The organism is Desertimonas flava (genome assembly GCF_003426815.1).
In the GTDB taxonomy this organism is placed as follows: domain Bacteria; phylum Actinomycetota; class Acidimicrobiia; order Acidimicrobiales; family Ilumatobacteraceae; genus Desertimonas; species Desertimonas flava.
The window spans coordinates 41,311-61,848 of the sequence record NZ_QKYK01000022.1; the positions used below are offsets into that span (position 1 = coordinate 41,311).

The 20,538-nt window shown below is 70.2% G+C and carries 19 protein-coding genes; 11 read left to right on the plus strand and 8 right to left on the minus strand.

Annotated elements, in window-relative coordinates; all coding sequences use genetic code 11:
- Positions 1–82 precede the first annotated feature (82 nt).
- Complete coding sequence (locus DN771_RS20770) at positions 83–1,360, minus strand: FAD-binding protein (RefSeq protein WP_205528686.1); 1,278 nt, start codon at positions 1,358–1,360, stop codon at positions 83–85.
- 206 nt (positions 1,361–1,566) lie between these two features.
- Between DN771_RS20770 and DN771_RS20775 the strand changes: the two genes are divergently transcribed.
- On the plus strand, positions 1,567–2,415 hold the full coding sequence (locus DN771_RS20775) for an alpha/beta fold hydrolase (RefSeq protein ID WP_116999479.1): 849 nt from the start codon (positions 1,567–1,569) through the stop codon (positions 2,413–2,415).
- 52 nt (positions 2,416–2,467) lie between these two features.
- Here the strand turns inward: DN771_RS20775 and DN771_RS20780 are convergent, their stop codons facing one another.
- Positions 2,468–2,995 carry a hypothetical protein gene (locus DN771_RS20780; protein ID WP_116999480.1) on the minus strand — a complete coding sequence of 176 codons (528 nt, stop codon included), beginning with the start codon at positions 2,993–2,995 and terminating at the stop codon, positions 2,468–2,470.
- Positions 2,996–3,180: 185 nt separating this feature from the next.
- Between DN771_RS20780 and DN771_RS20785 the strand changes: the two genes are divergently transcribed.
- The gene (locus DN771_RS20785) at positions 3,181–3,531 is read left to right on the plus strand and encodes an HNH endonuclease (protein WP_116999520.1); all 351 of its coding nucleotides are present in this window, start codon (positions 3,181–3,183) and stop codon (positions 3,529–3,531) included.
- Here DN771_RS20785 and DN771_RS20790 read toward each other — a convergent pair.
- On the minus strand, positions 3,506–4,024 hold the full coding sequence (locus DN771_RS20790; RefSeq protein WP_205528687.1) for a GNAT family N-acetyltransferase: 519 nt from the start codon (positions 4,022–4,024) through the stop codon (positions 3,506–3,508). The genes DN771_RS20785 and DN771_RS20790 overlap by 26 nt on opposite strands.
- 106 nt (positions 4,025–4,130) lie before the next feature.
- On the opposite strand from DN771_RS20790, the gene DN771_RS20795 reads away from it, so the two are divergent.
- On the plus strand, positions 4,131–5,081 hold the full coding sequence (locus DN771_RS20795; RefSeq protein ID WP_116999482.1) for an alpha/beta hydrolase: 951 nt from the start codon (positions 4,131–4,133) through the stop codon (positions 5,079–5,081).
- Between the two features lie 96 nt (positions 5,082–5,177).
- A complete protein-coding gene (locus tag DN771_RS20800; RefSeq protein WP_116999483.1) occupies positions 5,178–5,573 on the plus strand; it encodes a VOC family protein in 396 nt (131 codons plus the stop codon).
- Here DN771_RS20800 and DN771_RS20805 read toward each other — a convergent pair.
- The 3 genes from DN771_RS20805 to DN771_RS20815 are packed head-to-tail and all read right to left on the minus strand — an operon-like array spanning position 5,477 to position 9,299.
- Entirely contained in the window at positions 5,477–6,661 is a 1,185-nt protein-coding gene (locus tag DN771_RS20805; protein ID WP_116999521.1) for an ABC transporter ATP-binding protein, read from the minus strand. The genes DN771_RS20800 and DN771_RS20805 overlap by 97 nt on opposite strands.
- The gene (locus DN771_RS20810) at positions 6,658–8,190 is read right to left on the minus strand and encodes an ABC transporter permease (protein ID WP_205528688.1); all 1,533 of its coding nucleotides are present in this window, start codon (positions 8,188–8,190) and stop codon (positions 6,658–6,660) included. The genes DN771_RS20805 and DN771_RS20810 overlap by 4 nt, the downstream gene beginning before the upstream one ends.
- A 41-nt stretch (positions 8,191–8,231) precedes the next feature.
- On the minus strand, positions 8,232–9,299 hold the full coding sequence (locus DN771_RS20815; RefSeq protein ID WP_162942207.1) for an iron ABC transporter substrate-binding protein: 1,068 nt from the start codon (positions 9,297–9,299) through the stop codon (positions 8,232–8,234).
- A gap of 329 nt (positions 9,300–9,628) precedes the next feature.
- On the opposite strand from DN771_RS20815, the gene DN771_RS20820 reads away from it, so the two are divergent.
- From DN771_RS20820 to DN771_RS20845, 7 genes are all read left to right on the plus strand, one after another.
- A complete protein-coding gene (locus tag DN771_RS20820) occupies positions 9,629–11,047 on the plus strand; it encodes an NAD(P)/FAD-dependent oxidoreductase (RefSeq protein ID WP_162942208.1) in 1,419 nt (472 codons plus the stop codon).
- A gap of 177 nt (positions 11,048–11,224) precedes the next feature.
- The gene (locus DN771_RS30730) at positions 11,225–11,347 is read left to right on the plus strand and encodes a hypothetical protein (RefSeq protein WP_276113929.1); all 123 of its coding nucleotides are present in this window, start codon (positions 11,225–11,227) and stop codon (positions 11,345–11,347) included.
- Positions 11,344–12,210 (plus strand): hypothetical protein, encoded by an 867-nt coding sequence (locus DN771_RS20825; protein ID WP_116999486.1) that lies wholly within the window; start codon positions 11,344–11,346, stop codon positions 12,208–12,210. Before DN771_RS30730 ends, DN771_RS20825 begins: the two co-directional genes overlap by 4 nt.
- A complete protein-coding gene (locus tag DN771_RS20830; RefSeq protein ID WP_116999487.1) occupies positions 12,210–15,833 on the plus strand; it encodes a PKD domain-containing protein in 3,624 nt (1,207 codons plus the stop codon). Before DN771_RS20825 ends, DN771_RS20830 begins: the two co-directional genes overlap by 1 nt.
- 3 nt (positions 15,834–15,836) lie before the next feature.
- On the plus strand, positions 15,837–16,505 hold the full coding sequence (locus DN771_RS20835) for a hypothetical protein (protein ID WP_116999488.1): 669 nt from the start codon (positions 15,837–15,839) through the stop codon (positions 16,503–16,505).
- 31 nt (positions 16,506–16,536) lie between these two features.
- Positions 16,537–17,274 (plus strand): COG1470 family protein, encoded by a 738-nt coding sequence (locus tag DN771_RS20840; protein WP_116999489.1) that lies wholly within the window; start codon positions 16,537–16,539, stop codon positions 17,272–17,274.
- Entirely contained in the window at positions 17,271–18,341 is a 1,071-nt protein-coding gene (locus DN771_RS20845) for a polyprenyl synthetase family protein (RefSeq protein WP_116999490.1), read from the plus strand. Before DN771_RS20840 ends, DN771_RS20845 begins: the two co-directional genes overlap by 4 nt.
- Here DN771_RS20845 and DN771_RS20850 read toward each other — a convergent pair whose 3' ends face one another.
- Both DN771_RS20850 and DN771_RS20855 read right to left on the minus strand, forming a co-directional pair.
- The gene (locus DN771_RS20850) at positions 18,342–19,835 is read right to left on the minus strand and encodes a geranylgeranyl reductase family protein (RefSeq protein ID WP_116999491.1); all 1,494 of its coding nucleotides are present in this window, start codon (positions 19,833–19,835) and stop codon (positions 18,342–18,344) included.
- Between the two features lie 139 nt (positions 19,836–19,974).
- Positions 19,975–20,526 (minus strand): YybH family protein, encoded by a 552-nt coding sequence (locus tag DN771_RS20855; RefSeq protein WP_116999492.1) that lies wholly within the window; start codon positions 20,524–20,526, stop codon positions 19,975–19,977.
- Between the last annotated feature and the right edge of the window lie 12 nt (positions 20,527–20,538).

Genomic DNA, 20,538 nt, shown 5'->3' on the forward strand with positions numbered 1-20,538 from the left:
TGACAGCGCAGCGCAGCCCGACGTCCAGAGTCCCGATCCCCGCGACGTGGCGGCGGGGCGGTGATGCGACGCGTGGTTTCGTCTATTCGCCCAGCACGTGCCGTTCGAGCCAGTCGTTCCGGAAGGCGTGGCGCGGGTCGAGCCGCTCGACGAGGCGGGCGAAGTCGGCGAGGCGGGGAGAGAGCGGTTCGATCGTCGCTGCTTCGGCCAGGAAGACCTTCCCCCAGTGCGGGCGAGCGTCGAACGTGCTCAATGCCGGCTCGATCAGTGCGAGGGCTCGCAGGACCGCCGCTTGATCGGGCTTCCAGGTGAAGTGGATGCCCACCGAGTCGCGCTGGTAGTGCGGACTCATCCACAACACGTCGGCCGCGATCGTGCGGATCTCGGAGACGAGCAGCACAGGCCTGATGGTGTCGGCGAGCCGGCGCACCGCCTCGATTGCGTCGATCGCATGCCGGCGCGGCACGAAGAACTCCGACTGCAGTTCGTCGCCGCTGCTCGGCGTGAAGTCCATGCGGAAGTGCGGCAGCCGGTCCGACCACAGGCCGGGCACACCGAGTTGCGACGTGCAGTTGACCGGGTCGATGCCGAGGATCGGATGCCGGGCAACGGTCGCCGCGCGAGCGCCGTACAGGTCGGCGCCCCCGGCGTCGAGGTCGTCGCCGACTCGTGACTTGACCCAGACCTGATCGACATCGGCGCCCCAGCGCGTGAAGATCGACACGCTGTAGCCGCTCGCCATGATCGCGTCGAAGTGGGCGGACAGCGCCTCCCACGCGAGCCCTTCGTACACGCGCTGGCGGACCTCGTAGGCAGGCTCCACGTCGAGCGTCACCCGCGTGACCGCGCCGAGCGCGCCGAGCCCGACGACCAGTCCGTCGAAATCCCCGGTGCCGCGCTCTGCCGTCAGCAGTTCGCCGCTCGAGGTGACGATCTCGAGGCTCGCGACCGCGGTGGCCAGATTGCCGTTGGTGTCTCCCGAGCCGTGGGTTCCCGTCGCCACGGCCCCGGCGACGCTGATGTGCGGCAGCGACGCCAGGTTGTGCAGGGCCAGCCCGTCCGTGGCGAGCGCCTCGGCCAGCTCGCCGTAGCTCACCCTGGCCGAGCAATCGACCGTGCCGGCCGATCGGTCGATCGTGATGTCCGTCGGCAGGCCGTCGAGCGTGATGAGCTCGTCCGAGTCGGCGATCGCGTTGAACGAGTGTCTCGACCCGAGCACCCGTACGCGGCGCGCCGCGACGACGATGTCCCGAAGCTGCTCGACCGATGTCGGGCGATGGATCCGCCGAGCGCCGTAGTCGTAGTTGCCGGCCCAGTTCGACCCGGCCACGGTTCGGCCGTCAGCCCTCTGGCGTCGCACGGGTCCACCGTACCGCTGCAGCGCGCGGCCTTCCCCGACCTCTCGGTTCCTGTACTGGTTCTCGCTCGTCTACGGCACAAAACCAGTACAGGAACTCGCGGGTTCCCAGCGACGTGCAGGGCGGAGTCACAAACCTCGGTCGTCCCCGGTCTTCACACCGCCGGCGGATCTCGCCGTCCGGCTCTCGCCCGGAGGGAACGACTCCCATGAACACACCAGCATCCACCCGTCGAACGTCGTTGCTGCGGCTGCCGGCCGCCATCGCGATGGGCGTGCTCGCCTTCGCCGGCATCGGCCCGCACGCCTCGGCGACCGGCCCCGACGACGCCGGCCCCAAACCGACGATCGTGCTCGTCCACGGATCGTTCGCCGACGCCTCCGGTTTCGACGAGGTGATCCAGCGACTCCAGGCCCTCGGCTACACGACGCTCGCACCATCGAACCCGCTGCGCACGCTGGCCAGCGACGCCGCCTACATCCGCAGCGTCCTCGACACCGTGGAGGGCCCGATCGTCGTCGTCGCCCACTCCTACGGCGGCATGGTGGTCACCAACGCGGCCACCGGCCACCCCGGCGTCCAGGCGCTCGTCTACATCAACGGCTTCGCACCGGCAGACGGTGAGACCGCCTCCGACCTCGCCTACCGCTTCCCCGGCAGCATGATCGTTCCGGAGAACCTGACAGTGCGCCCGTACCCGGCGACCGTGCCGGACGCCGCCGGACAGGAGGCGTACATCAACGCCGACGTCTTCCACGAGGCATTCGCCGCCGACCTCGACGCGGAGACCACCGCCGCCATGGCCGCGGCGCAACGACCCATCGACCTGGCCACGCTCGAGCAACCCTCGGGGCCGCCGGCCTGGGAGACGATCCCGTCGTGGTTCGTCATCGGGACGAAGGACAACACGATCCCGCCGGAGTTGCATCGCTTCATGGCCGAGCGCGCCGACGCCGTGGCGACGGTCGAACTCGACGGCTCGCACGTCGTGATGATGTCGCAGCCCGACGCCGTCGTCGACGTCATCGTCGAAGCGGCCGCCGGCCCCGAGGCGTGACGCGGGACCAGTCGACCCGCCCCACCGACTTCCTGTACTGAATTCGTGCCGCCTACGGGTCGAATTCAGTACAGGAAGCGCGAACGGCAGCTGCGTAGCCCTCGAGCCGTCGCTCGAAATCCTCGGCGATGGACCTCGTGCTCGGCGCTGTCCGGAGCAGGGCGACCAGGCGCTGCGCGTTGTGCTGCTCGTGCGTCGTCGTCAGTGCGTTGCCTTCGTCGCACACATACATGAGCTGGTTCCACAACACGCGGTCCACCGCCCCACGCAGGGCGGGGTCCAAGTCACCGGAGCCGATCAGCGCGTCCAGAATCCCGATGCCGCTGCTCCGCTTCTGCGTGCCACCCGTCAGGAATCCCATGCCGCTGATCGCGCTTTGATACAGCCATTCGCGACGATGACGGCGCTGCTCCTCCTCCCATCGACGTGTGACCTCTTCTGCTCGGCGTTCCGCGTCGTTGAGCTCCCGAGTGGCGAGCGCAAGCTGCTCCCTCGTCGCCGCCATGGTCCTGCGAGAGGCGACGAGAGCAACGATCGCGGCGACGAGTGCGCCAGTCAGTGAACCGAAGAACGACCACATCGCCGGTACCCCCAAGGTGATCGCAGGGACTCGTTCCCCCGATCGTACGTCGCGTGGGGAACGGCCGGGTGCGGGCCGAGGTCAGCGGTCCGGTTGACTCGGTCGGGTGGCCGCCGATCTCGATCGTCGAGGCGCGGGCGATGAACCGTCGATCCGCATCGCGTCCGCTCGCGCGCCGTACGGTCATGAACGTGACCGCGAGTCGAGGGCGCAGCGTTCGCGCCGCTCGACGGCGGCGTCGCCGGCTGGCGCGCGTCGAACACGATCTCACCATGGAGCAATGGACGGCCCTGAAAGGCTCATGGGGCGGCTGCGCGTACTGCGGCACCAGCGACGGAGTGATGCAGCGCGACTGTGTCCTGCCGATCTCTCGCGGCGGCCGCTACACGCTGTCCAACGTCGTCCCGGCCTGCGGGTCGTGCAATGCCGGCAAGTGCAACAGTGAGGTCACCGGTTGGCTGCGCAGACGCCGGCTCGACGAGAAACGCTTCCTGCTCCGCCACGTGGAGATCAGTCGGGCCCTGCGCGGGGAGTGAGCGCGAGGCTGTACACGATCGAGGTCGGGAACGGGCTGAGACGGCGGCTCGTCAGCACCCGAGCGCCGGCAGCTCGAGCGACCCGAATGGACGCGTGGTTGTCGACGTCGATGACGAGCAGCGCCCGGTTCACACCGGGCACGTCCAACTCGGCGGCCAGAAGACGGAGGGCGCGAGTGGCGTACCCGTTGCCACGGTGGGCCGGGAACACCGAGTAGCCGATGTTGGCCTCTCCGGGCTGGAGCCAGGCGGGGCTGGGATCGGCGTCGATCCAGCCGACGACGAGACCGCCGACCTCGATGCATGCCGTCGGCGACGGCTCAGGCGAGCCCGGGCCGAGCCAACGATCGCTCTCCTCGTCACGTCCCTGGATGATGACGCGCCGGTCGGCGACCTCGAACGGTCTCAGGAGGACGACACGGTCGCTGGCGGGAAGCACCACCGACAGTTTCGTTGCGACGCCGTCACGAGCAACGGCCGATAACGGCCTCACGCTCGCAGCGTGGACGCCTCGTGTACGCGGCAACACGCGAAACGTCACAGATCGCCGCGCAGCGCGGTCCTACTGAGCGACACCACCCCCAAGAAGGAGCACCCCCATGCACCAGCCCGTCCTCGAACCAGCGGCCCAAGAGCTCGCCGACGCGACCTCCCAGCCACCCCTGCTGTACGAGCTCGGCGTCGAGGGCGCGAGGAAGGTCCTCGACGACCTTCAGGCCGCACCCATCCACAAGCCCGCCGTCGACGACGTGTGGATCACCGTCGCCGCCGACGTCGGCGACGTCGAGGTCCGCATCGTCAAGCCGGCCGGCGCCACCGGCCCGCTCCCCGTGATCCTCTACGTCCACGGCGGCGGCTGGATCCTCGGCAACGCCGGCACCCACGACCGGCTGGTCTGCGAGCTGGCGGTCGGCGTCGGCGCCGCCGTCGTGTTCGTCGAGTACACGCGGTCACCGGAGGCGCGGTACCCCGTCGCCATCGAGCAGGCCTACGCGACGGCGCAATGGATCACCCGGGACGGCCCCACGATGGGGCTCGACCCGATGCGGCTGGCGGTCGCCGGCGATTCGGTCGGCGGCAACATGGCCGCCGCCCTGACGATCCTGGCCAAGCAGCGCGGTGACATCCGGTTCGTCCAGCAGTCGTTGTACTACCCCGTCACGGACGCCGGGCAGGACACCGCCAGCTATCAGCAATTCGCCGACGGGCCGTTCCTCACCGCCAAGGCGATGGCCTGGTTCTGGGACGCCTACCTCCCCGACGTCGACAATCGGACGGAGATCACCGCGTCGCCACTGCAGGCCAGCGTCGACGACCTCGCCGGTCTTCCCGACGCCTTCGTCGCCGTCGACGAGAACGACGTGCTGCGCGACGAGGGTGAGGCCTACGCCCGCAAGCTCACCCAGGCGGGAGTCCGCACGACGAGCGTCCGCTACAACGGCACGTTCCACGACTTCCTGATGCTTAACCCCCTACGCCAGACGGCGGCCACGAGCGGTGCCCTCGAGCAGGCCGTGCACGTCCTGCGCACGGCGCTGCAGTCGGGCTGAGCTGGCCCGCTCCACTCGGGGTCACGGCGACGACCGGGGCCCCGGGGGCAAGAACGCGCATGATGTGGCCGTGACGCGGCGTGCGATGCTCGGGCGATGTCCTCGTTCATCTCGCACACGACGATCGACTGCCACGACGCCTACCGCTTGTCGGAGTGGTGGAAGGCCGTCCTCGGCTACGAGGACATGCCGGACGATCCCAACTTGCCCGGCCACGAGGAGTGCATGATCCGCGATCCCGACACGGACCACCGACTGCTGTTCATCGAGGTCGGGAACGACGAGCTCCCCGCCAAGCGGATCCACTTCGACCTGCGCCCACGCGATGTCACTCGCGACGAGGAGGTGGAGCGGGTCCTGTCACTGGGCGCCACCCAGATCGCCGACCTGCGCGGTCACCGAGGCGAGGGCACCGGCTGGGTCGTGCTGGCCGACCCTGAGGGCAACCAGTTCTGCGTGCTGCGTTCGCTGGCCGAGCTGCCCGACTCCTGAGGACCCGGCTCCGCCGTCACCACCGACGGCTGGTGGGCTCGATCCTGGAGCACCCACGGATCGCCGAGCACGCTGATGCGCACGGTCGAGCCGACCGGCTGGAGGTCGCTCGCCGACCACCGCGCCGACACCTTCGAGTGATCCTCGAGTTCGAGTTGCACGTGGAGGTCCGGGCCGTTGACCCGGACGCCGACGATGACAGCGCCGACGGAACTGCAGGCGTCGACGACGGGGTGCCGTCCGGCCACGACGATCATCTCCGGGCGCACCAGCACCTCGACCGGTCCCCTCCCCTGTTGCCCCAGGCCGAGACGACCGAGCGGGCAGGTCACCGACGAGCCGTCGGCCATGCCCGAGACGACGTTGGCGTCGCCGAGCAGCTCGGCGGTCTCCCGGTCGACCGGGCGCCGGTAGAGGTCGACGGGTGTCCCCGTCTGGAGCAGACGTCCATGGCTGATCACGGCGATCTCGTCGGCCATCGACATCGCCTCGGCGCGGTCGTGCGTGACGATCACCGCCGTGGCCCCGGCGTCGCGCAGCAGATCGGCGATCTCGTCGCGGATGCTCGATCGGAGGGCGGCGTCGAGTGCGCTGAACGGCTCGTCGAGCAGCACCACCTCGGGTCGTGGCGCGAGGGCCCGGGCAACGGCGACGCGCTGCTGCTGGCCGCCCGACAGCTCACGCGGGCGCCGGTGCTCGTAGCCGGTGAGCCCGACGAGGTCGAGCAGTTCGCCCACCCGAGCACGACGGGCCCGACGGTCCATGTGATTCAGACCGAACCCCACGTTCCCGGCGACGTCGAGGTGCGGGAACAGCGCGCCCTCCTGCGGCACGATGCCGACCCGGCGCTTGTTCGCCGGCACGAAGCGCTGACCGTCGGAGACCGGCTGATCGCCCAGCACCACCCGTCCGGATTGCGGTCGTTCGAAGCCGGCGATGACGCGCAGCAGGCTCGTCTTGCCCGACCCGGACTGCCCGAGTACAGCGAGTATTCGGCCGGTGGGCACCGAAACGGTGACGTCGTCGAGCGCCACCACCGGCGGGCGGCCGGGGTAGACGTGCACCACGTGATCGACGGCGACGCTCATCGCCCACCACCAAGGCGCGACCACGTGAGGAGGGCGGTCGGCACCGTCGCCACCGCGACGATCGCCGTCGCGTAGGGCGCGGCGGCGGCGTACGACGCGGCGTCGGTGTGGGTCCACAGGCGCGTGGCCAGCGTGTCCATCTCGATCGGCCGCAGCAGCAGGGTGGCCGGGAGCTCCTTGGCCACGGCGATGAACACCAAGAGCGCGCCGGCGGCGACGCCTGGTGCCGCCAGTCGCAGCGTCACCGTCCGCCAGACGCCGAGTTGACTGCGTCCGAGCGACGAGGCGACATCCTCGAGCCCGGGCGGTGCCTGGGCGATCGAGTTGTGGATGGCGGCGATGGCGAGTGACAGGAACAGCACGACGTAGGCGGCGATCAGCATCGGTGTGCGTTGGTAGAGGGGCGTGGCGAAACGGATCCCGAAGAATACGAGCGAGAGGGCGACGACGATGCCTGGCAGGGCGTGACTGACGTAGGCCGCAGTGGACAACGAGGTCGACAGCGGTCCGGGATGGCGGGCGAGGAGGATGCCGAGCGGGATGGCGACGGCGACGGTGGCGGCGGCCGCCAGGCCGGCGACCCACAGCGTGGTCCCGAACGCCGAGGCCAGCTCCGACCAGTCGACCACCGATCGGCCCCGCTCGACCCAACGCAGGAGGTTCCACGCCGGCACGCCGAACGTGATGCCCATGACGGCGACGAGCAGGAGCTGGATCGGCACCTGCGCCTTGCCGAGGTCGACGCGGCGCCGGGTCCGGACCACACCGGAGCCGACCTTGGCGACCGGTGACCGCCGGGCCACGCGGGCGGCGAGGATCACGGGAACGAGCATGATGGCGACCAGCAGGCAGCCGAGGACGGCGGGAGGACGACGGTCGAACGAGGCCCGGTACGAGCGGTAGATCGTCTGGGTCAGCGACTCGTAGCGCATGATCGACACCGCGCCGAACTCGCTCATCGTGTAGAGGGCGACGAGCAGAGCGCCGCCCGAGGCGGCGACACCGATCTCGCGGAGGGTCACCGACCGGAAGACCCCGAACGGGCTGCGGCCGAGGCTGGCCGCCACCTCGTCGAGGGCGCCGTCGGTGCGCTGCAGGGCGGCGAGCACCGGCAGGTAGACGTACGGGAACGAGATCGAGGCGAGCACGAGCGTGGCCCCCGGGCGGCCGGCGAGATCGGGCTTGAAGACGATCCACGACCAGGCCGCCACGTACGACGGCACGGCGAGGGGAAGGGCGAACACGATCCGCCACACGCCGCGGCCGGCCAGGTTTGTGCGCGCGACGAGCCACGCCGCGGCCACGCCGACCACCACGCAGATCGCCGTCACCGAGGCGGTGAGCGTGAGCGAGCCGATGGTCAGGTCGAGCGTGCGCCGGCGCCACAGCGTGGCGCGGAACGCCTCCCAGCCGCCGTCGCCGGCCCGGATGGCGAGGTAGACGAGTGGGACGACAACCGCGAGGGCGACGACGATCGACGCGGCGCCGAGGATGACCGGCGGGCGACGCGCCCGTGGGGCGCGTGCCACGGCACGCGCCCCGGGGATCAGCGGGTCGAAGGTCGACGCGGTCAGCTGAGCAAGCCCGCCTCGGTGAGCAGCTCCTGCGTGGCGACCAGCGAGTCGAGGTCGGTGAGGTCGAGCTGTGGACCCTCGAGTTCCTCCAGCGGCGGGATGCCCTCGGGATCGGCGACGCCGTCGACGACGGGGTACTCCTGCGTCTGGGTGGCGAAGTAGGTCTGACCCTCCTCCGAGAGCAGGTACTCCACGAAGGCCAGGGCCGCCGGGTTGTCGGCGCCGTTGTTGAGGATGCCGACCGCCGTGGCGTTCACGAGGCCGCCCGGGTCGTCGCCGGCCGGGAAGATCAACTGTGCGTTGACGTTCTCCACGCCGACCTCGGCGACCAATTGCGCCCAGTAGTAGTGGTTGATGAGGCCCATCGGCAGGTCACCGTTGTTCACCGCCTCGAGCACGTCGCCGTTCCCCTCGTAGGTCTGCACGCCGTTGGCCTGCATCGCCTCGATCCACTCGAGCACGGCCTCGTCGCCGTGGGTGACGCGGAAGCCGGTGATGAACGCCTGGAAGCCGGCGTTTCCCGGCACCCACGCGGTCATCCCCTCGTACTGCGGATCGGTGAGATCCAGCACACCCGCCGGCGGATTGTCGACCAGGTCGGGGTTGTAGACGATGACGCGCGATCGGGCCGTGACGCCGACCCAGAGGTTGCCCTCGGCCGGCTGGAACCGCTCGTCGACGAGTCCCACCACCTCGTCGGGCAGCGGCGACAACATGCCCTCCTTGGCCAGCGCGCCGAGGGCCCCGACCTCCTGCGAGAAGAACACCTCGGCCGGCGTGCGGTCGCCCTCTTCGAGGAGGGCGGCGCCGACCTCGGCCGAGCTGCCGTAGCGCACCTTCACGACGGCGCCCGTCGCCGCCTCGAACTCGTCGATGATCGGCTGGACGAGCTCCTCGTTGCGACCGCTGTAGAGGACCAGCTCCTGGCCGTCGAGCTCTCCGCCCGCCGTTTCCGACGCTTCCGACGCCGGCGGCTCGGTGGCGGCCGAGGCGGCCGCGACGCCCGTGAGCGCGGTGAGCGCAGCGATTCCTGTCGCGACCGCGGCCCGCGTGGTCAGCCTCATATGAACTCCTTCGAATGTTCGACAACCGTGGCGGACGCAATGCATAGCAGATCCGGGCAGGTTGTGTTAATCCAACCTACCAAATGCGTGCGGCAGGTTGCCATTCGCCATCGGGGTTGGTTGGAGGCGCAGCCCTGCCGCCTCCGCCCGGCGAGATCGGTGAGCTGGCGACGCAGGTTTCCGCGGTGACAGCTCACACTTCGCGGCCGGCGGCTTCGTGAGATCTCCACGAGATCGTCAGAAGTTCTCCAAGCGCGCTCGGGATGACGAGGTTCACGTTGGACCGATACGCCCGGCGGTGGGCAATCGCGTCGATCCGAGGAGGTTCGATGTCCAAAGTGATCGTCATCGGAGCCGGTTTCAGCGGGAGCTGTGCCGCATTGATGTTGGCGGCCGCCGGCCACGAAGTGGTCGTCGTCGACCGTGACGCCGGGCCGGTTCCGGCCGGCCCCGACGAAGCATGGGAATGGGACCGGCGGAGCATCCGCCAGTACCGCATGGCCCATGGTCTGCTTCCGCTCGGCCATCAGCGCATGGTCGAGCACTTTCCCCGAGTCGTCGACCGGTTGCGTGAGCATGGCGGGCTCGAGATCAACCTGGCCCACTCGCTCGTCGATCTCGTCCCCGGGTCGGGGCACCGGGCCGATGACGACCGCTTCGTCACGGTGACGGCGCGGCGGCCGACGTTCGACTGGATCTGGGCGGCCGCGCTCGCCGACGAACCGGCGATCTCGGTGTGTCGTGGCGCCCCGGTCGAAGGCCTGTTGCGCGGCTCCGACGTGGTGCCCGGCGTCGCCCACGTGGCCGGCGTGCGCTTCGCCGGCGGCACCGAGCTGCGTGCCGATCTGGTCGTCGACGCCTCCGGCCGCGGGTCACCCATCGTCGACCTGCTCGCCGGCATCGGCGCCCGCCGGCCCCTGGAAAACGAGCGTGACAGTGGGTTCGCCTACACCGGCCGCTACTACCGCTCCCGTACCGGCGAGCTGCCCGAGATGCGGGCGCCACTGATCACCCCGATGGGATCGATCTCGTTGCTCACCCTGCCCGCCGATCGCGGGACGTGGGCGGTCACCGTGTACACCCGCGCCGACGACCGGGCGCTGCGCGCCATCCGGCAGCCCGAGGTGTTCGACCGGGTCCTTCAGTCGTGCCCGCTCCACCGCCATTGGATCGACGGCGTTCCGATCCGCCCGATCGCTTCGATGAGCGGCGTGTCCAATCGCATCCGCCGCTTCGTCGTCGACGGCGTGCCAGTCGCCACCGGCCTGGCCGCCATCGGCGACGCCCAGATGTGCACCGACCCGTCGCTCGGACGGGGTATGACCATGGCCCTGCTGCACAGCGAGCTGCTCCGCGACGTCGTGCGCAACCACGGAGACGATCCGGCGGACCTGGCCGTCGCTTTCGACGAGGCGACACAACGGAGCCTCGGTCCGTGGTACGAGGCGACCGTCACCAATGGTCAGCTGCGGCTCGCCGAGATGGGCGCCGCGGCCCGGGGCGAGCGCTTCGAGCCCGAAGGTCCGGCGGCTGTCGCCTACGCCCACGCCCGCGCCAAGGCCGTCGACGAGGACGCCGCCCGCTGGTTCGCCGAGCTGCTCTCGTGCCTGACGACTCCCGACGAGCTGTTCAGCCGGCCCGGCGTGCTCGCCCGCGTGATCGAGATCGGCACGCGTCCCGACCTGCCCCAGGTGCCCGGCCCAGACCGCCGCCACCTCCTCGACCTCGTCGCCCGCGCCGCAGCCTGACCACTGACCCACCACCTTCGACTTCCTGTACTGATTCCTTCTCGTATGCGAGAAAGAATCAGTACAGGAACTCGGGGGCGACCGACACAGCCGCAGTGCTATCGTTGCTGCGCCTCCCCGGGTGGGGATTTCGGCGGGGCGGCCGACTGATCCAGGGGGAGGTGCGGAGTGCGTCGGATGACGCCTGTCGGACCCGCGCTGCGGGCGGTGACCCACCTCGACTGGCGCGAGCGCCACCACGTCGGGCGCCGACTGACGCTGCGTCGCTTGGCCCGTCCCTTCCGCGAGGTGGAGCGATGACGGACGCCGGCGAGCCACGCGCCACGCCGAAGGCCGGCAAGAAGGCGACGTCGAAGAAGACGCCGTCGAAGAAGGCCGCCACCAAGAAAACGCCGCCGAAGGCGGCGTCCAAGAAGACCGCCGCCGCCAAGGGCTCGAGCACGAAGTCAGCCGCCAAGGCACCGCCTACGACGCGTCCGACGACGGAGCCGATGCGCGACGCGGCCGACGTGGTGCGCGCCGCGGCGCAGATCATCAAGGTGTTCGATGCCCAACCCGACCTGTTCCTCGCTGCCTGCGCCAATCCCGTGCGCGCCCTGCGTGATGCGGGCGTCGAGCTCAGCCCCGAGGCCGAGCGCTACGTCGCCCTGCGCTGCCGGTTCGACCCGGAGCGAGCGACCCGGCTCGAGCAGCTCGCCGCGCAGGTGGGCGAGTACTTGGGCGACGTCGACCTCGACGACGACCGGGCCGTGGCCGCGGCGCTGCGCCGGGTGGACATCCCCGTCGAGCTCGAGGCGGAAGGTGAGGCGACGCCGGCCGTCTCGCTGAGCGCGGCACCGAGCGAGCAGCGGCCGCCGTCACGGCGCACGCGCGAGCTCCATCCGAATCGTCGCTCCGTGCTCGCCGCCGCGGCGACCCTGCCGCAGGTGCACCGGTGGCGACAGACCAGCCGCGGACCAGACCCGTTCGAACGGCACGCCGACAAGCATCCAGTCTTCGGCCCGCTCCTCGAGTACCGGCGGCTGTCGGCGTCGGTACCGCGCTTCGCCTCCGGCGAGGTGTACCAACGACTGGCCCGTACCAAGGGCGGTCAGCTCTCCGACGGCATCAACATCACCCTGCGCGTACGGCTCAACACGACCGCCGAGGACGAGGACCGCTGATGGCCGACACCGGCGGGTTCGAAGTCGTCGCCGAGATCTCCAAGGCGACGGTCGACCAGATCCTGCTCGCCGCGCGCAAGAGCAACGTCATTCCCCAGGGGTTCGAGGAACCCAACCCGATCGCCTTCGGGCCGTACCTCACCGAGCAGGTCGACGTCATCGTCCCGGAAGCCGGACTGTCGGCCGAACTCCTGCCGGCCAGCAACTCGGTGCGGATCAACATCCCGGTCGAGATCGACGTGCAGATCCAGAACCCGCCGGTTCCGTCGGCCTCGCTGTTCAACATGACCGCCGACCTGCGCGTCGACGCGCCGCTCGGAACGATCCCCGGCGAGGCCCCGAAGATCGGTGTGCTCACCCAGAACATCGCGCTGAACCAAGTCGGCGCCACGCTCACCAGCGGCGACCCGGTCCCGCCGATCACCGAAGCGCTGATCGCCGAGTACGTCCACGCCCGCTGGGAAGCCGAGACCATCCCCCACGTCGTCCAGCAGACCGGGGCGTCGTTCGCCGGGCGCACGTTCGACGTGCACTTCCAGACGTTCGACGACGAGAACATCGCCGCCAAGCGGATCGCGGTCGAGGCGGTGGGCACCGACGTCACGATCTCCATCCCGTGCGCGCTGCAGCTGTCCAACATCACCGGCGCCGCTCCCCTACCGCCGAGCCCGCTCGCCGTGGTGGCCCGGCTGGCACTCGCCACGGAGCTGGACGTCCAGCCGGGGCGGATCCGCGCCAACCTGGCGACGGCGACCGTCACCGTCGAGGACCTCGCGCCGGGCGAGGGCGTCGGCGGGACGAACTACTCGCTGGTCGCTGCGCTCGTTGGCCCGCTGATCGAGACGCAGCTGGAGCTGCGCGCCACCGCCGTGGCCCAGGCCGTCGGGCTGATCTCGGTCGACGTGCCGACCGTCGACCAGATCGAGGCCTTCATCGCAGAGCAACTCCACGCCAAGGTGGCCGCCCAACCCAACATCGGCCTGTGGACGCCGGACTTCAGCGGCGCCGACGTGACGGTCACCGACGCCACCCCGAAAGTCCTCGCCGACGCGATCGCGATCGCCATCAACGCCCGCCCGGGCTCGAACCTCGCCCAGATCGACAACTTCATCCCCGCCGGGCGCGGCTTCGCCGTGGCGATCCTCGGCGCCAAGGTGATCGAGCTGATCGAAGCCCGGGTCGACGAACCTCAGCCCGAAGGCCTGGGCGGCATCCCCCAGACCCGGACGGTCGAAGGCAAGGAGGTGCGGATCCACCGGCTCGACTTCTCGCTGCGCACCGGTGCGATCCGCGGCGACGGCGACCTGACCGTGATCGATGCCGTCGCCGGCAGCATCGACATCGACGCCGGCTTCTGGGCCGACATCGGACTGCGCTGGGTGGACGAGCCCGACGGCCAGCGGGCCGAGCCGTTCGTGATCGACGACGACGTGAGCCTGTCGGCCGGGGCGTGGATCGTGATGATCATCCTCGGATTCGTCTTCGGCGGATTGATCATCGGCGTCGTCCTGCTCGTCGTGTACCTGGTGGTGGAGGGCATCGCCGACTCGGTCGGCGGCGAGGTGATCGAGGACGAGACGGGCCAGGTGAAAGCGCTCAGCGCGTGGCCGACGACGCTCGACGGCATCGGTGACGTCACGAGCCGCTTCGAGAACCCGATCGTGATCGAGCCCGGCGCCGTCGTGTTCTCCGGCAGCATCCTGGTGACGAGCATGTTCGCCCTCACCGCGAGCGCGCCGCCGGACGCCCAGGGGCCGTACTTCGCCACCGCCCGCCAACCGATCAACCTCAGCGGCGGCGTGGCCGTCGCCGGGGCGGCGTACCATTGGCGCTTCGGCGACGGCTTCCAGCTGGCCGCCATCGACGCCGTCCACGAGTACACCCACAGCGCGGTGTACGTGAGCCGGCTGGGTAGCAGCGTCGCTCAGCCGGGCGGCGTCAGCCTCGGCAACCTCACGCTCGTCAAGGTGCGCAACGTCCCGGCCGTCGTGTCGCTGCACGCGCCGGCGACCGTCCGGGAGGGTCAGCAGTTCGAGGTGGTCGTCGACTTCACCGACGCCGAGTGGCTCGACCACCACGAGGTGGTCGTCGACTTCGGCGACGACAGCCAGCCCGTCGTCCCTGCGGTGACCGAGACCAACACGAAGCCGGCCGCGGTCGGTCGGGCCACGGCGTCGCACGCCTACTGCGACGACGGGACGTACACGATCCGGGTGCAGGTCATCGACAATGACGGCGGCATCGGGGTGGCGACACACGACATCGACGTGACGAACGTGGCCCCGGTGCTGACGGCGCCCGAGCGGATGTACGCCTACCACTGCAGCCCGCTGACGCTGATCGCGCCGTTCACCGACGCCGGCTGGTGCGACACCCACACCGGCACGTGGGACTTCGGCGACTGCAGCCCCGTGATCGACGCGACGATTCGCGAGCTCCACGAACCGCCGGAGGGGATCGGGTACGCCGCCGCCACGCACACGTACCAGGACTGCGGGCGCTTCGAGGCACGCGTGGTCGTCGCCGACGACGACGGCGGGGTGGGCACCGACACGACCATCGTCGAGGTCGTCGACGTCCGCAACCGCACATTCGAGCGCGGCTTCCGGGTCCTGCCCGTGGGCGAGGTGGCCAACGAATGGCAGCCCGTCGGTGACGGGGAGTTCGCCGCGGATCACTCGATCCTGCGCGACGGCCGGGCGGCCCAGGCGATGCGCGGCCGCGGCCGGGCCGTCGGCATCTCTCAGACGATCGGCGCCAATCCGGGGTGGGACTATCAGGTCACCGCCCACTGTCATGCGCCGGCACCGCTCACGACCATGGCGGTGGGCATCGATCCCAACGGGGGGAACGACCCGGCCGCCGACGAGATCGTCTGGATGCGGTCACCGGCGCCCGACGCGTGGCGCCCGACCACCGTGCGGGCGACCGCCACGGCGCCGAGGATCACGGTGTTCGTGATGGTCGGTCACGCCGCGGCGGCTATTCCAGCCGGGGCATCGGAGGCGGTGATCGATCGCGGCGCCGCGGTCGGGTACGTCGACGAGGTGGTGCTCGTGGCGGTGCCCTGCCCGCTGCCCAAGATCCGCCGCCCGAAGGGGCCGGCCCCGGATCTGCGCCGTTGCATCGACTGGAAGGGTGAGAAGGCGCCGCAGCGGCTGGGCGAGCAGACCGAGCGGGGCGGCGTGACGTTCCGTGCTGCGGCCGGGCCGCTGCAACTGGCCGCCGTCGACGACCTCGTGGGTCTCGTCCTTCCGGCGCGGGGCCTGTTCGTCGACTTCCCCTCCCCCGTCGCCGAGGCCACGCTCTCGGTCGTGGTGATCGGCTCGGCTGACATCCGAGTCGTGGCCCTCGACGCCGAGCGGCAGGTCGTCGCGTCTGCATCGAGTACCGATGCCGACGGGCCGCGCCGCACGATCACCGTCGACGCCCGGGGAGCCCGGCTCCTCGCCGTCGCCACCCGCGCTGGTGCCGACGCCGTACTCGTCGAGCTGTGTTGGACGCCCACGACCGGCGACGCCAAACCAGGCACGAGGCCCGACACGAAGCCGGACGCCAAACCGGACACGAAGCCGGACACCAAGCCGGACACCAAGCCGGTCGCCACGACAGCAAGGAGCTGAGACATGCCGCAACAGGACGTCACGATCAACGCCTGGCCCGATCCGCTCGCCATCACTCATCGCACCGATCCCGAACGCACGCCGCAGGTCGACATGACGATGACGATGCGCGCCGAGCGGCCGGTGCCGGTGTGCTTCACCCTGTGCGAGCCGATCTGCGCCCGCAGCGACTACTCGATCGGCCTGTCGATCTTCGACAACCCAGTGGTGCGGATCCGGCTCGTCGGTGAGACCCGCATCGCGCCGTGCGGCGACAGGCACGACACGCCACCACGGCGGCCCGACTGCGTCGACTTCACGACGCTGAAGCGGGGGACGAAACTGACCGAGAAGTTCGAGCACGACGGCGCCGTCGTCGAGGTGGCCGGCCCCACCCAGGTGGCCGACGCCGGCGGGGCGAACGGCGTGGTCGTCCCCCAGGGCGGCCTGCGCGTCACGTTCCCCACCGCCGTCACCGCCGCCTCGGTCCGGTTGCTGGCCAAGACCGAGGCCGCCATCGAGGGCCGCTCCGGCGACTCGCTCGTCACCACGGTGAAGGTCGACCCGTCCTCGTCCGTCCAACAGATCGACGTGCCCGGCCTGTCCCTGACGACGATCTCGGTCGACGGCGAGGGCGTCATCGTCACCGAGGTGTGCGCCCGTCACGCCGACGAACGCGACCGCATCTTCTGATCCGACCCCCCACCCCAACAACGGAGCGATCGTGAGCGAACCGGCCTCTCAACCCAGCGAACTCGGCGACCAGGCAAAGCAGATCTTGGGCGCGGCGGAAGCCGACGTCGCCGCCGCGGCGGCCAGCGCGGCCCGCCTCGTGCAACGGGCCGGCGCCATCCTCGAAGAGGAGCTGTCGGTCGGCATCGCGGCCATGGACCGCCTGGAGAGCCGGTTCGTCGACGTCGAGGCGATCCGCGATCCCGAGACCCACGAGCTGCTCAACCGCTTTCGGACCGACGCCCACCAGATCGTCGATCTGCTCATCGACGTGGTCGGCACGTCGTTCGACGCCTTGGGCCGGGTCGCCGACCAGGGCATCTCGATCGGGCTGCCGATCGACAAGCTGATGGCGCGGGCGGCGCGCAACGGTTCGCCCAACCCGGTCAACGGCGGCTCGACCGGCACGGTGTCGGTGCTCGACGCCGTCGAGACGGTCGCGCGCGGCGGCGACGCGACGTTGTCGATGGCGGTCACCAACTCGTCGGACTCGATGACCGAGCCGTTCTCGCTCGTGGCCAGCGACCTGATCTCCGACGCCGGCCAGCGCATCGCCGCGACCCACGTGTCGTTCGAGCCGGCGAGCGTCGTCCTCGCCGCGAAGGCGTCGGAACGGGTGACGATCAAGGTCCACGTGCCCGACGGCATCGACCCGGGCCGCTACGCCGGTCTGGTCCAGGCGACCAACCTCGAGCATGTGCGGGCAGTGTTGACGATCACGGTGACGTGACCGTCCCGGTCGAGTCCGTCGGCGCCGTGGTCGCCCCTACGGCGCGGGCGCTGTTCGACGACCGCCTGCGCCGCTACCGGGACGTGACGATCGCCGGGCTGCTGTCGTACGTGCCCCGGCGGGAGCCGGCGACGCACCTGTACGACCTCGTTCCGGACTATCCCACCCGACCCGGCAAGGGATTGCGGCCGGCGCTGTGCATCGCCACGTGCCGGGCGTTCGGAGGGCGGGTCGAGCAGGTGCTGCTGTCGGCGATCGCCATCGAGTGCTTCCACAACGCGTTCCTCGTGCACGACGACGTCGAGGACGGCAGCGAGCACCGTCGCGGCAGGCCGACGATGCACGCGGCCGAGGGGGTCCCCATCGCCGTCAACGTGGGCGACGCGCTGAACGTGTTGAGCATCCGGCCGCTCATGGACAACCTGGCGGCGATCGGCCCGCGCCTCACGTGGCTGGTGTTCGCCGAGATCGAGCACATGGTGCGCCAGTCGGTCGAGGGGCAGGCGATCGAGCTGGGCTGGGTGCGGGACAACGTCGTCGACCTCGAGATCGAGGAGTACCTGCGGATGACGCTGAAGAAGACGTGTTGGTACACGTGCATGCATCCCGTCCGCATCGGCGCCATCGTGGCGACGAAGGGGCGCATCGATCCCGCCCGGTTCGACCGCTTCGCCTACTTCATGGGCGCGGCGTTCCAGATCCAAGACGACCTGCTCAATCTGCGCGGCGTCGAGAAGGTCTACGGCAAGGAGATCCTCGGCGACCTGTGGGAGGGCAAGCGGACGGTGATGCTGCTCCACCTGTTGAAGGCGCTCCGCGGCGCCGATCGGGATCGCCTCGTGACCTTCCTGAGGCTGCCGCGCCGCGAGCGTCATGGCGAGGACGTGGAGTGGGTCCGTGACCAGATGGAGCGGCACGGGAGCTTCGACTTCGCCGCCGCCGTGGCGCACGGACTGGCCACCGCGGCACGCGCCGAGTTCGACGTGGCCTATGCCGGCGCGACCGGCACCGACGACCTGGAGATGCTCCAGACGCTCGTGACCTACATGATCGAGCGCGAGGTCTGATCAGCGCGTCGGCGACGCGACGACCGTCTGCGTGGCGAGCTCGAACAGCGCCATCGCCACGGCCGCCGCCCACGACGCCGAGGCCGCCGGGTCGCGCGCCGTGTTGGACGCGACGCTGCCGACGGTGTCGGTCACGTCGTCGACGAGCGAGCGCAGCCGGGAGCGGGGCTGCAGGGCGACGCGGGCACCCTGCACGATCGCCGTCCTCGCCGCCTGCTTGGCCGTGCCCCCGACGACCTGGCGCGACAGGGCCGTCCTGGCCGGCGTGATCCCGGCGAGGATGCCTCCCGCCAGATCGGCGTAGGCCTTGTCGTTCGTCGCCCGGGCGCAGATCACCCGCAGCGCCTGGAGCCACACGGCGTTGAGGTCGCGGCGTCTGATCAGGCTGATGATCGTCGTGGCCAGGGCCATCTCCGGTCGCAACACGGCGGCCACGCGTCGCTCGTAGGGCAGGAGGTCGCCGATGCCGACACGGCCGGTGCCAGCTCGCAGTGCGGTGCCGATCGTCTCGGCCGCCCACCGCCCGCTCAAGAGTGCGTACTGGATGCCCTCCCCGTTGAGCGGGTTGATGAGGCCGGCGGCGTCACCCACCAGGAGCAGCCCGTCCCGTACGAGCGGGGTGCGGTGGTTGTAGGTGGACAACGGCCAGCCGAGCACGCGGCCCTGGATCGTCGCCCCGCCGAGCCGCTCACGCAACGCCGCGTCGCTGTCCACGAGCTCCAGCAGTTGCGTGCGGAGATGACCATCGGTCGGCGGCGTCGTCTCCATCACCATGCCGAGACCGACGTTGGCGGTGGTCGCCGACGTCGGGAACAGCCAGGCGTAGCCGGGAAAGCTGTCCTGGCTGAAGTACATGTCGCACCGGTCGCCGGGCCCGGCCACGCCCGTGTAGTAGGCGCGGACCGCGACGATGCGGTCCTTCTTGTTCGGCGACGGATCGGTCCGCAGCGATCGGGCGATCTTCGAGTTGCTGCCGTCGGCGGCGACGACGATGCGCGACCGGAGACGGACCGGCGTTTCGCCGTCGCGGCCGCCGACGGTCGCCTCGACCACCGCGCACCGGTCCGTCACCTCGACACCGAGGACCTTCGTGCCGGGCTGGAAGCGAGCGCCGGCACCGATCGCGGCCTGGCGGATCCAGTCGTCGAGATCCAGTCGGGGGATGACGCGGCCGAAGGACGGCAGACCGTCGGCTGCCGGCAGGTTGCGCGTCACGAGGGGTCGGCCGTCGAGGAACAGCGTGGCCCCGATGACCCGGTTCGTCCGCTGGAAGTCCGGCCGTGGCGTCACGCCCATGTCGGCGAGTTCCCGCAGGGCGACGGGGCCGACGAAGTCGCCGCACACCTTGTCGCGAGGGAACGCCGACGAGTCGACGAGGAGCACGTCGAAACCGGCGCGAGCGAGATGGAACGCCGTCGACGCGCCGGCCGGACCGGCGCCGACGACGATCACGTCGGCGTCGTACGTCACCGGCAGATGCAGCGAGACCGTCATCGGATCCCATCCCCCCTCAAGGACGATCCGATGGTAGTCCACGGCGTCGCGGGCCCCGCCGCCGACTTCCTGTACTGGAAATTGCCCGTCTGCGAGCAAGAATCAGTACAGGAAGTCGCGGGCGGGCGGCCCCGTCAGCTCATGACCGCACGCCCTCGCTGGTGACGCGCAGCGGCTCGATGCCAGGCCCCCCGCCGAGCCCTCGCTCGCGGCCCGTGTCACCGAAGCATGGCCGGGGCTCGTCGGCGTCGGGCAGCGGCGAGCAGTGGAAGTGCCACATCTTCCACACCGGGTTCCCGTCACCGTCGTCGCGCTGGTAGATCTCGGTCGCGCGGAGACGGTTCTCCATCGTGTCCTTCATCTCCCACGTGGCCGAGCCCGTGCCGGAATCGCCGATCGCCCGCATGGGGAACACGCCCTCGCAGGCGATCCACGCCATGTCGCCGGAGATCGTGAGCCGCATGATCTCGATGTCGGGGAAGGCGACGATGTCGAGCTCCTTCTGGTACCACTCCCAGAGCTTCGTCTTCTCCTCGATGCCGAAGTACGGGTGCCCGTTGGCGTTGAACATGAGGTACGAGTCGCCCGAGGGGTACACGCTCTGCATCAGCGGGATGACCAGCTGGTGGTTCGCCTCCCACCAGTCCTTGTGCAGCTTGAGGATGTCCTCACGATCTTGTTCGACGGTCATGGTTGATCTCCT

Bases quoted from the DNA above. Each gene is read 5' to 3' on its own strand.
- DN771_RS20775 (WP_116999479.1), top strand. From the start codon at position 1,567: ATGAACACACCAGCATCCACCCGTCGAACGTCGTTGCTGCGGCTGCCG.
- DN771_RS20780 (WP_116999480.1), bottom strand. From the start codon at position 2,995: ATGTGGTCGTTCTTCGGTTCACTGACTGGCGCACTCGTCGCCGCGATC.
- DN771_RS20785 (WP_116999520.1), top strand. From the start codon at position 3,181: ATGAACGTGACCGCGAGTCGAGGGCGCAGCGTTCGCGCCGCTCGACGG.
- DN771_RS20795 (WP_116999482.1), top strand. From the start codon at position 4,131: ATGCACCAGCCCGTCCTCGAACCAGCGGCCCAAGAGCTCGCCGACGCG.
- DN771_RS20800 (WP_116999483.1), top strand. From the start codon at position 5,178: ATGTCCTCGTTCATCTCGCACACGACGATCGACTGCCACGACGCCTAC.
- DN771_RS20805 (WP_116999521.1), bottom strand. From the start codon at position 6,661: ATGAGCGTCGCCGTCGATCACGTGGTGCACGTCTACCCCGGCCGCCCG.
- DN771_RS20815 (WP_162942207.1), bottom strand. From the start codon at position 9,299: ATGAGGCTGACCACGCGGGCCGCGGTCGCGACAGGAATCGCTGCGCTC.
- DN771_RS20820 (WP_162942208.1), top strand. From the start codon at position 9,629: ATGTCCAAAGTGATCGTCATCGGAGCCGGTTTCAGCGGGAGCTGTGCC.
- DN771_RS30730 (WP_276113929.1), top strand. From the start codon at position 11,225: ATGACGCCTGTCGGACCCGCGCTGCGGGCGGTGACCCACCTCGACTGG.
- DN771_RS20825 (WP_116999486.1), top strand. From the start codon at position 11,344: ATGACGGACGCCGGCGAGCCACGCGCCACGCCGAAGGCCGGCAAGAAG.
- DN771_RS20830 (WP_116999487.1), top strand. From the start codon at position 12,210: ATGGCCGACACCGGCGGGTTCGAAGTCGTCGCCGAGATCTCCAAGGCG.
- DN771_RS20835 (WP_116999488.1), top strand. From the start codon at position 15,837: ATGCCGCAACAGGACGTCACGATCAACGCCTGGCCCGATCCGCTCGCC.
- DN771_RS20850 (WP_116999491.1), bottom strand. From the start codon at position 19,835: ATGACGGTCTCGCTGCATCTGCCGGTGACGTACGACGCCGACGTGATC.
- DN771_RS20855 (WP_116999492.1), bottom strand. From the start codon at position 20,526: ATGACCGTCGAACAAGATCGTGAGGACATCCTCAAGCTGCACAAGGAC.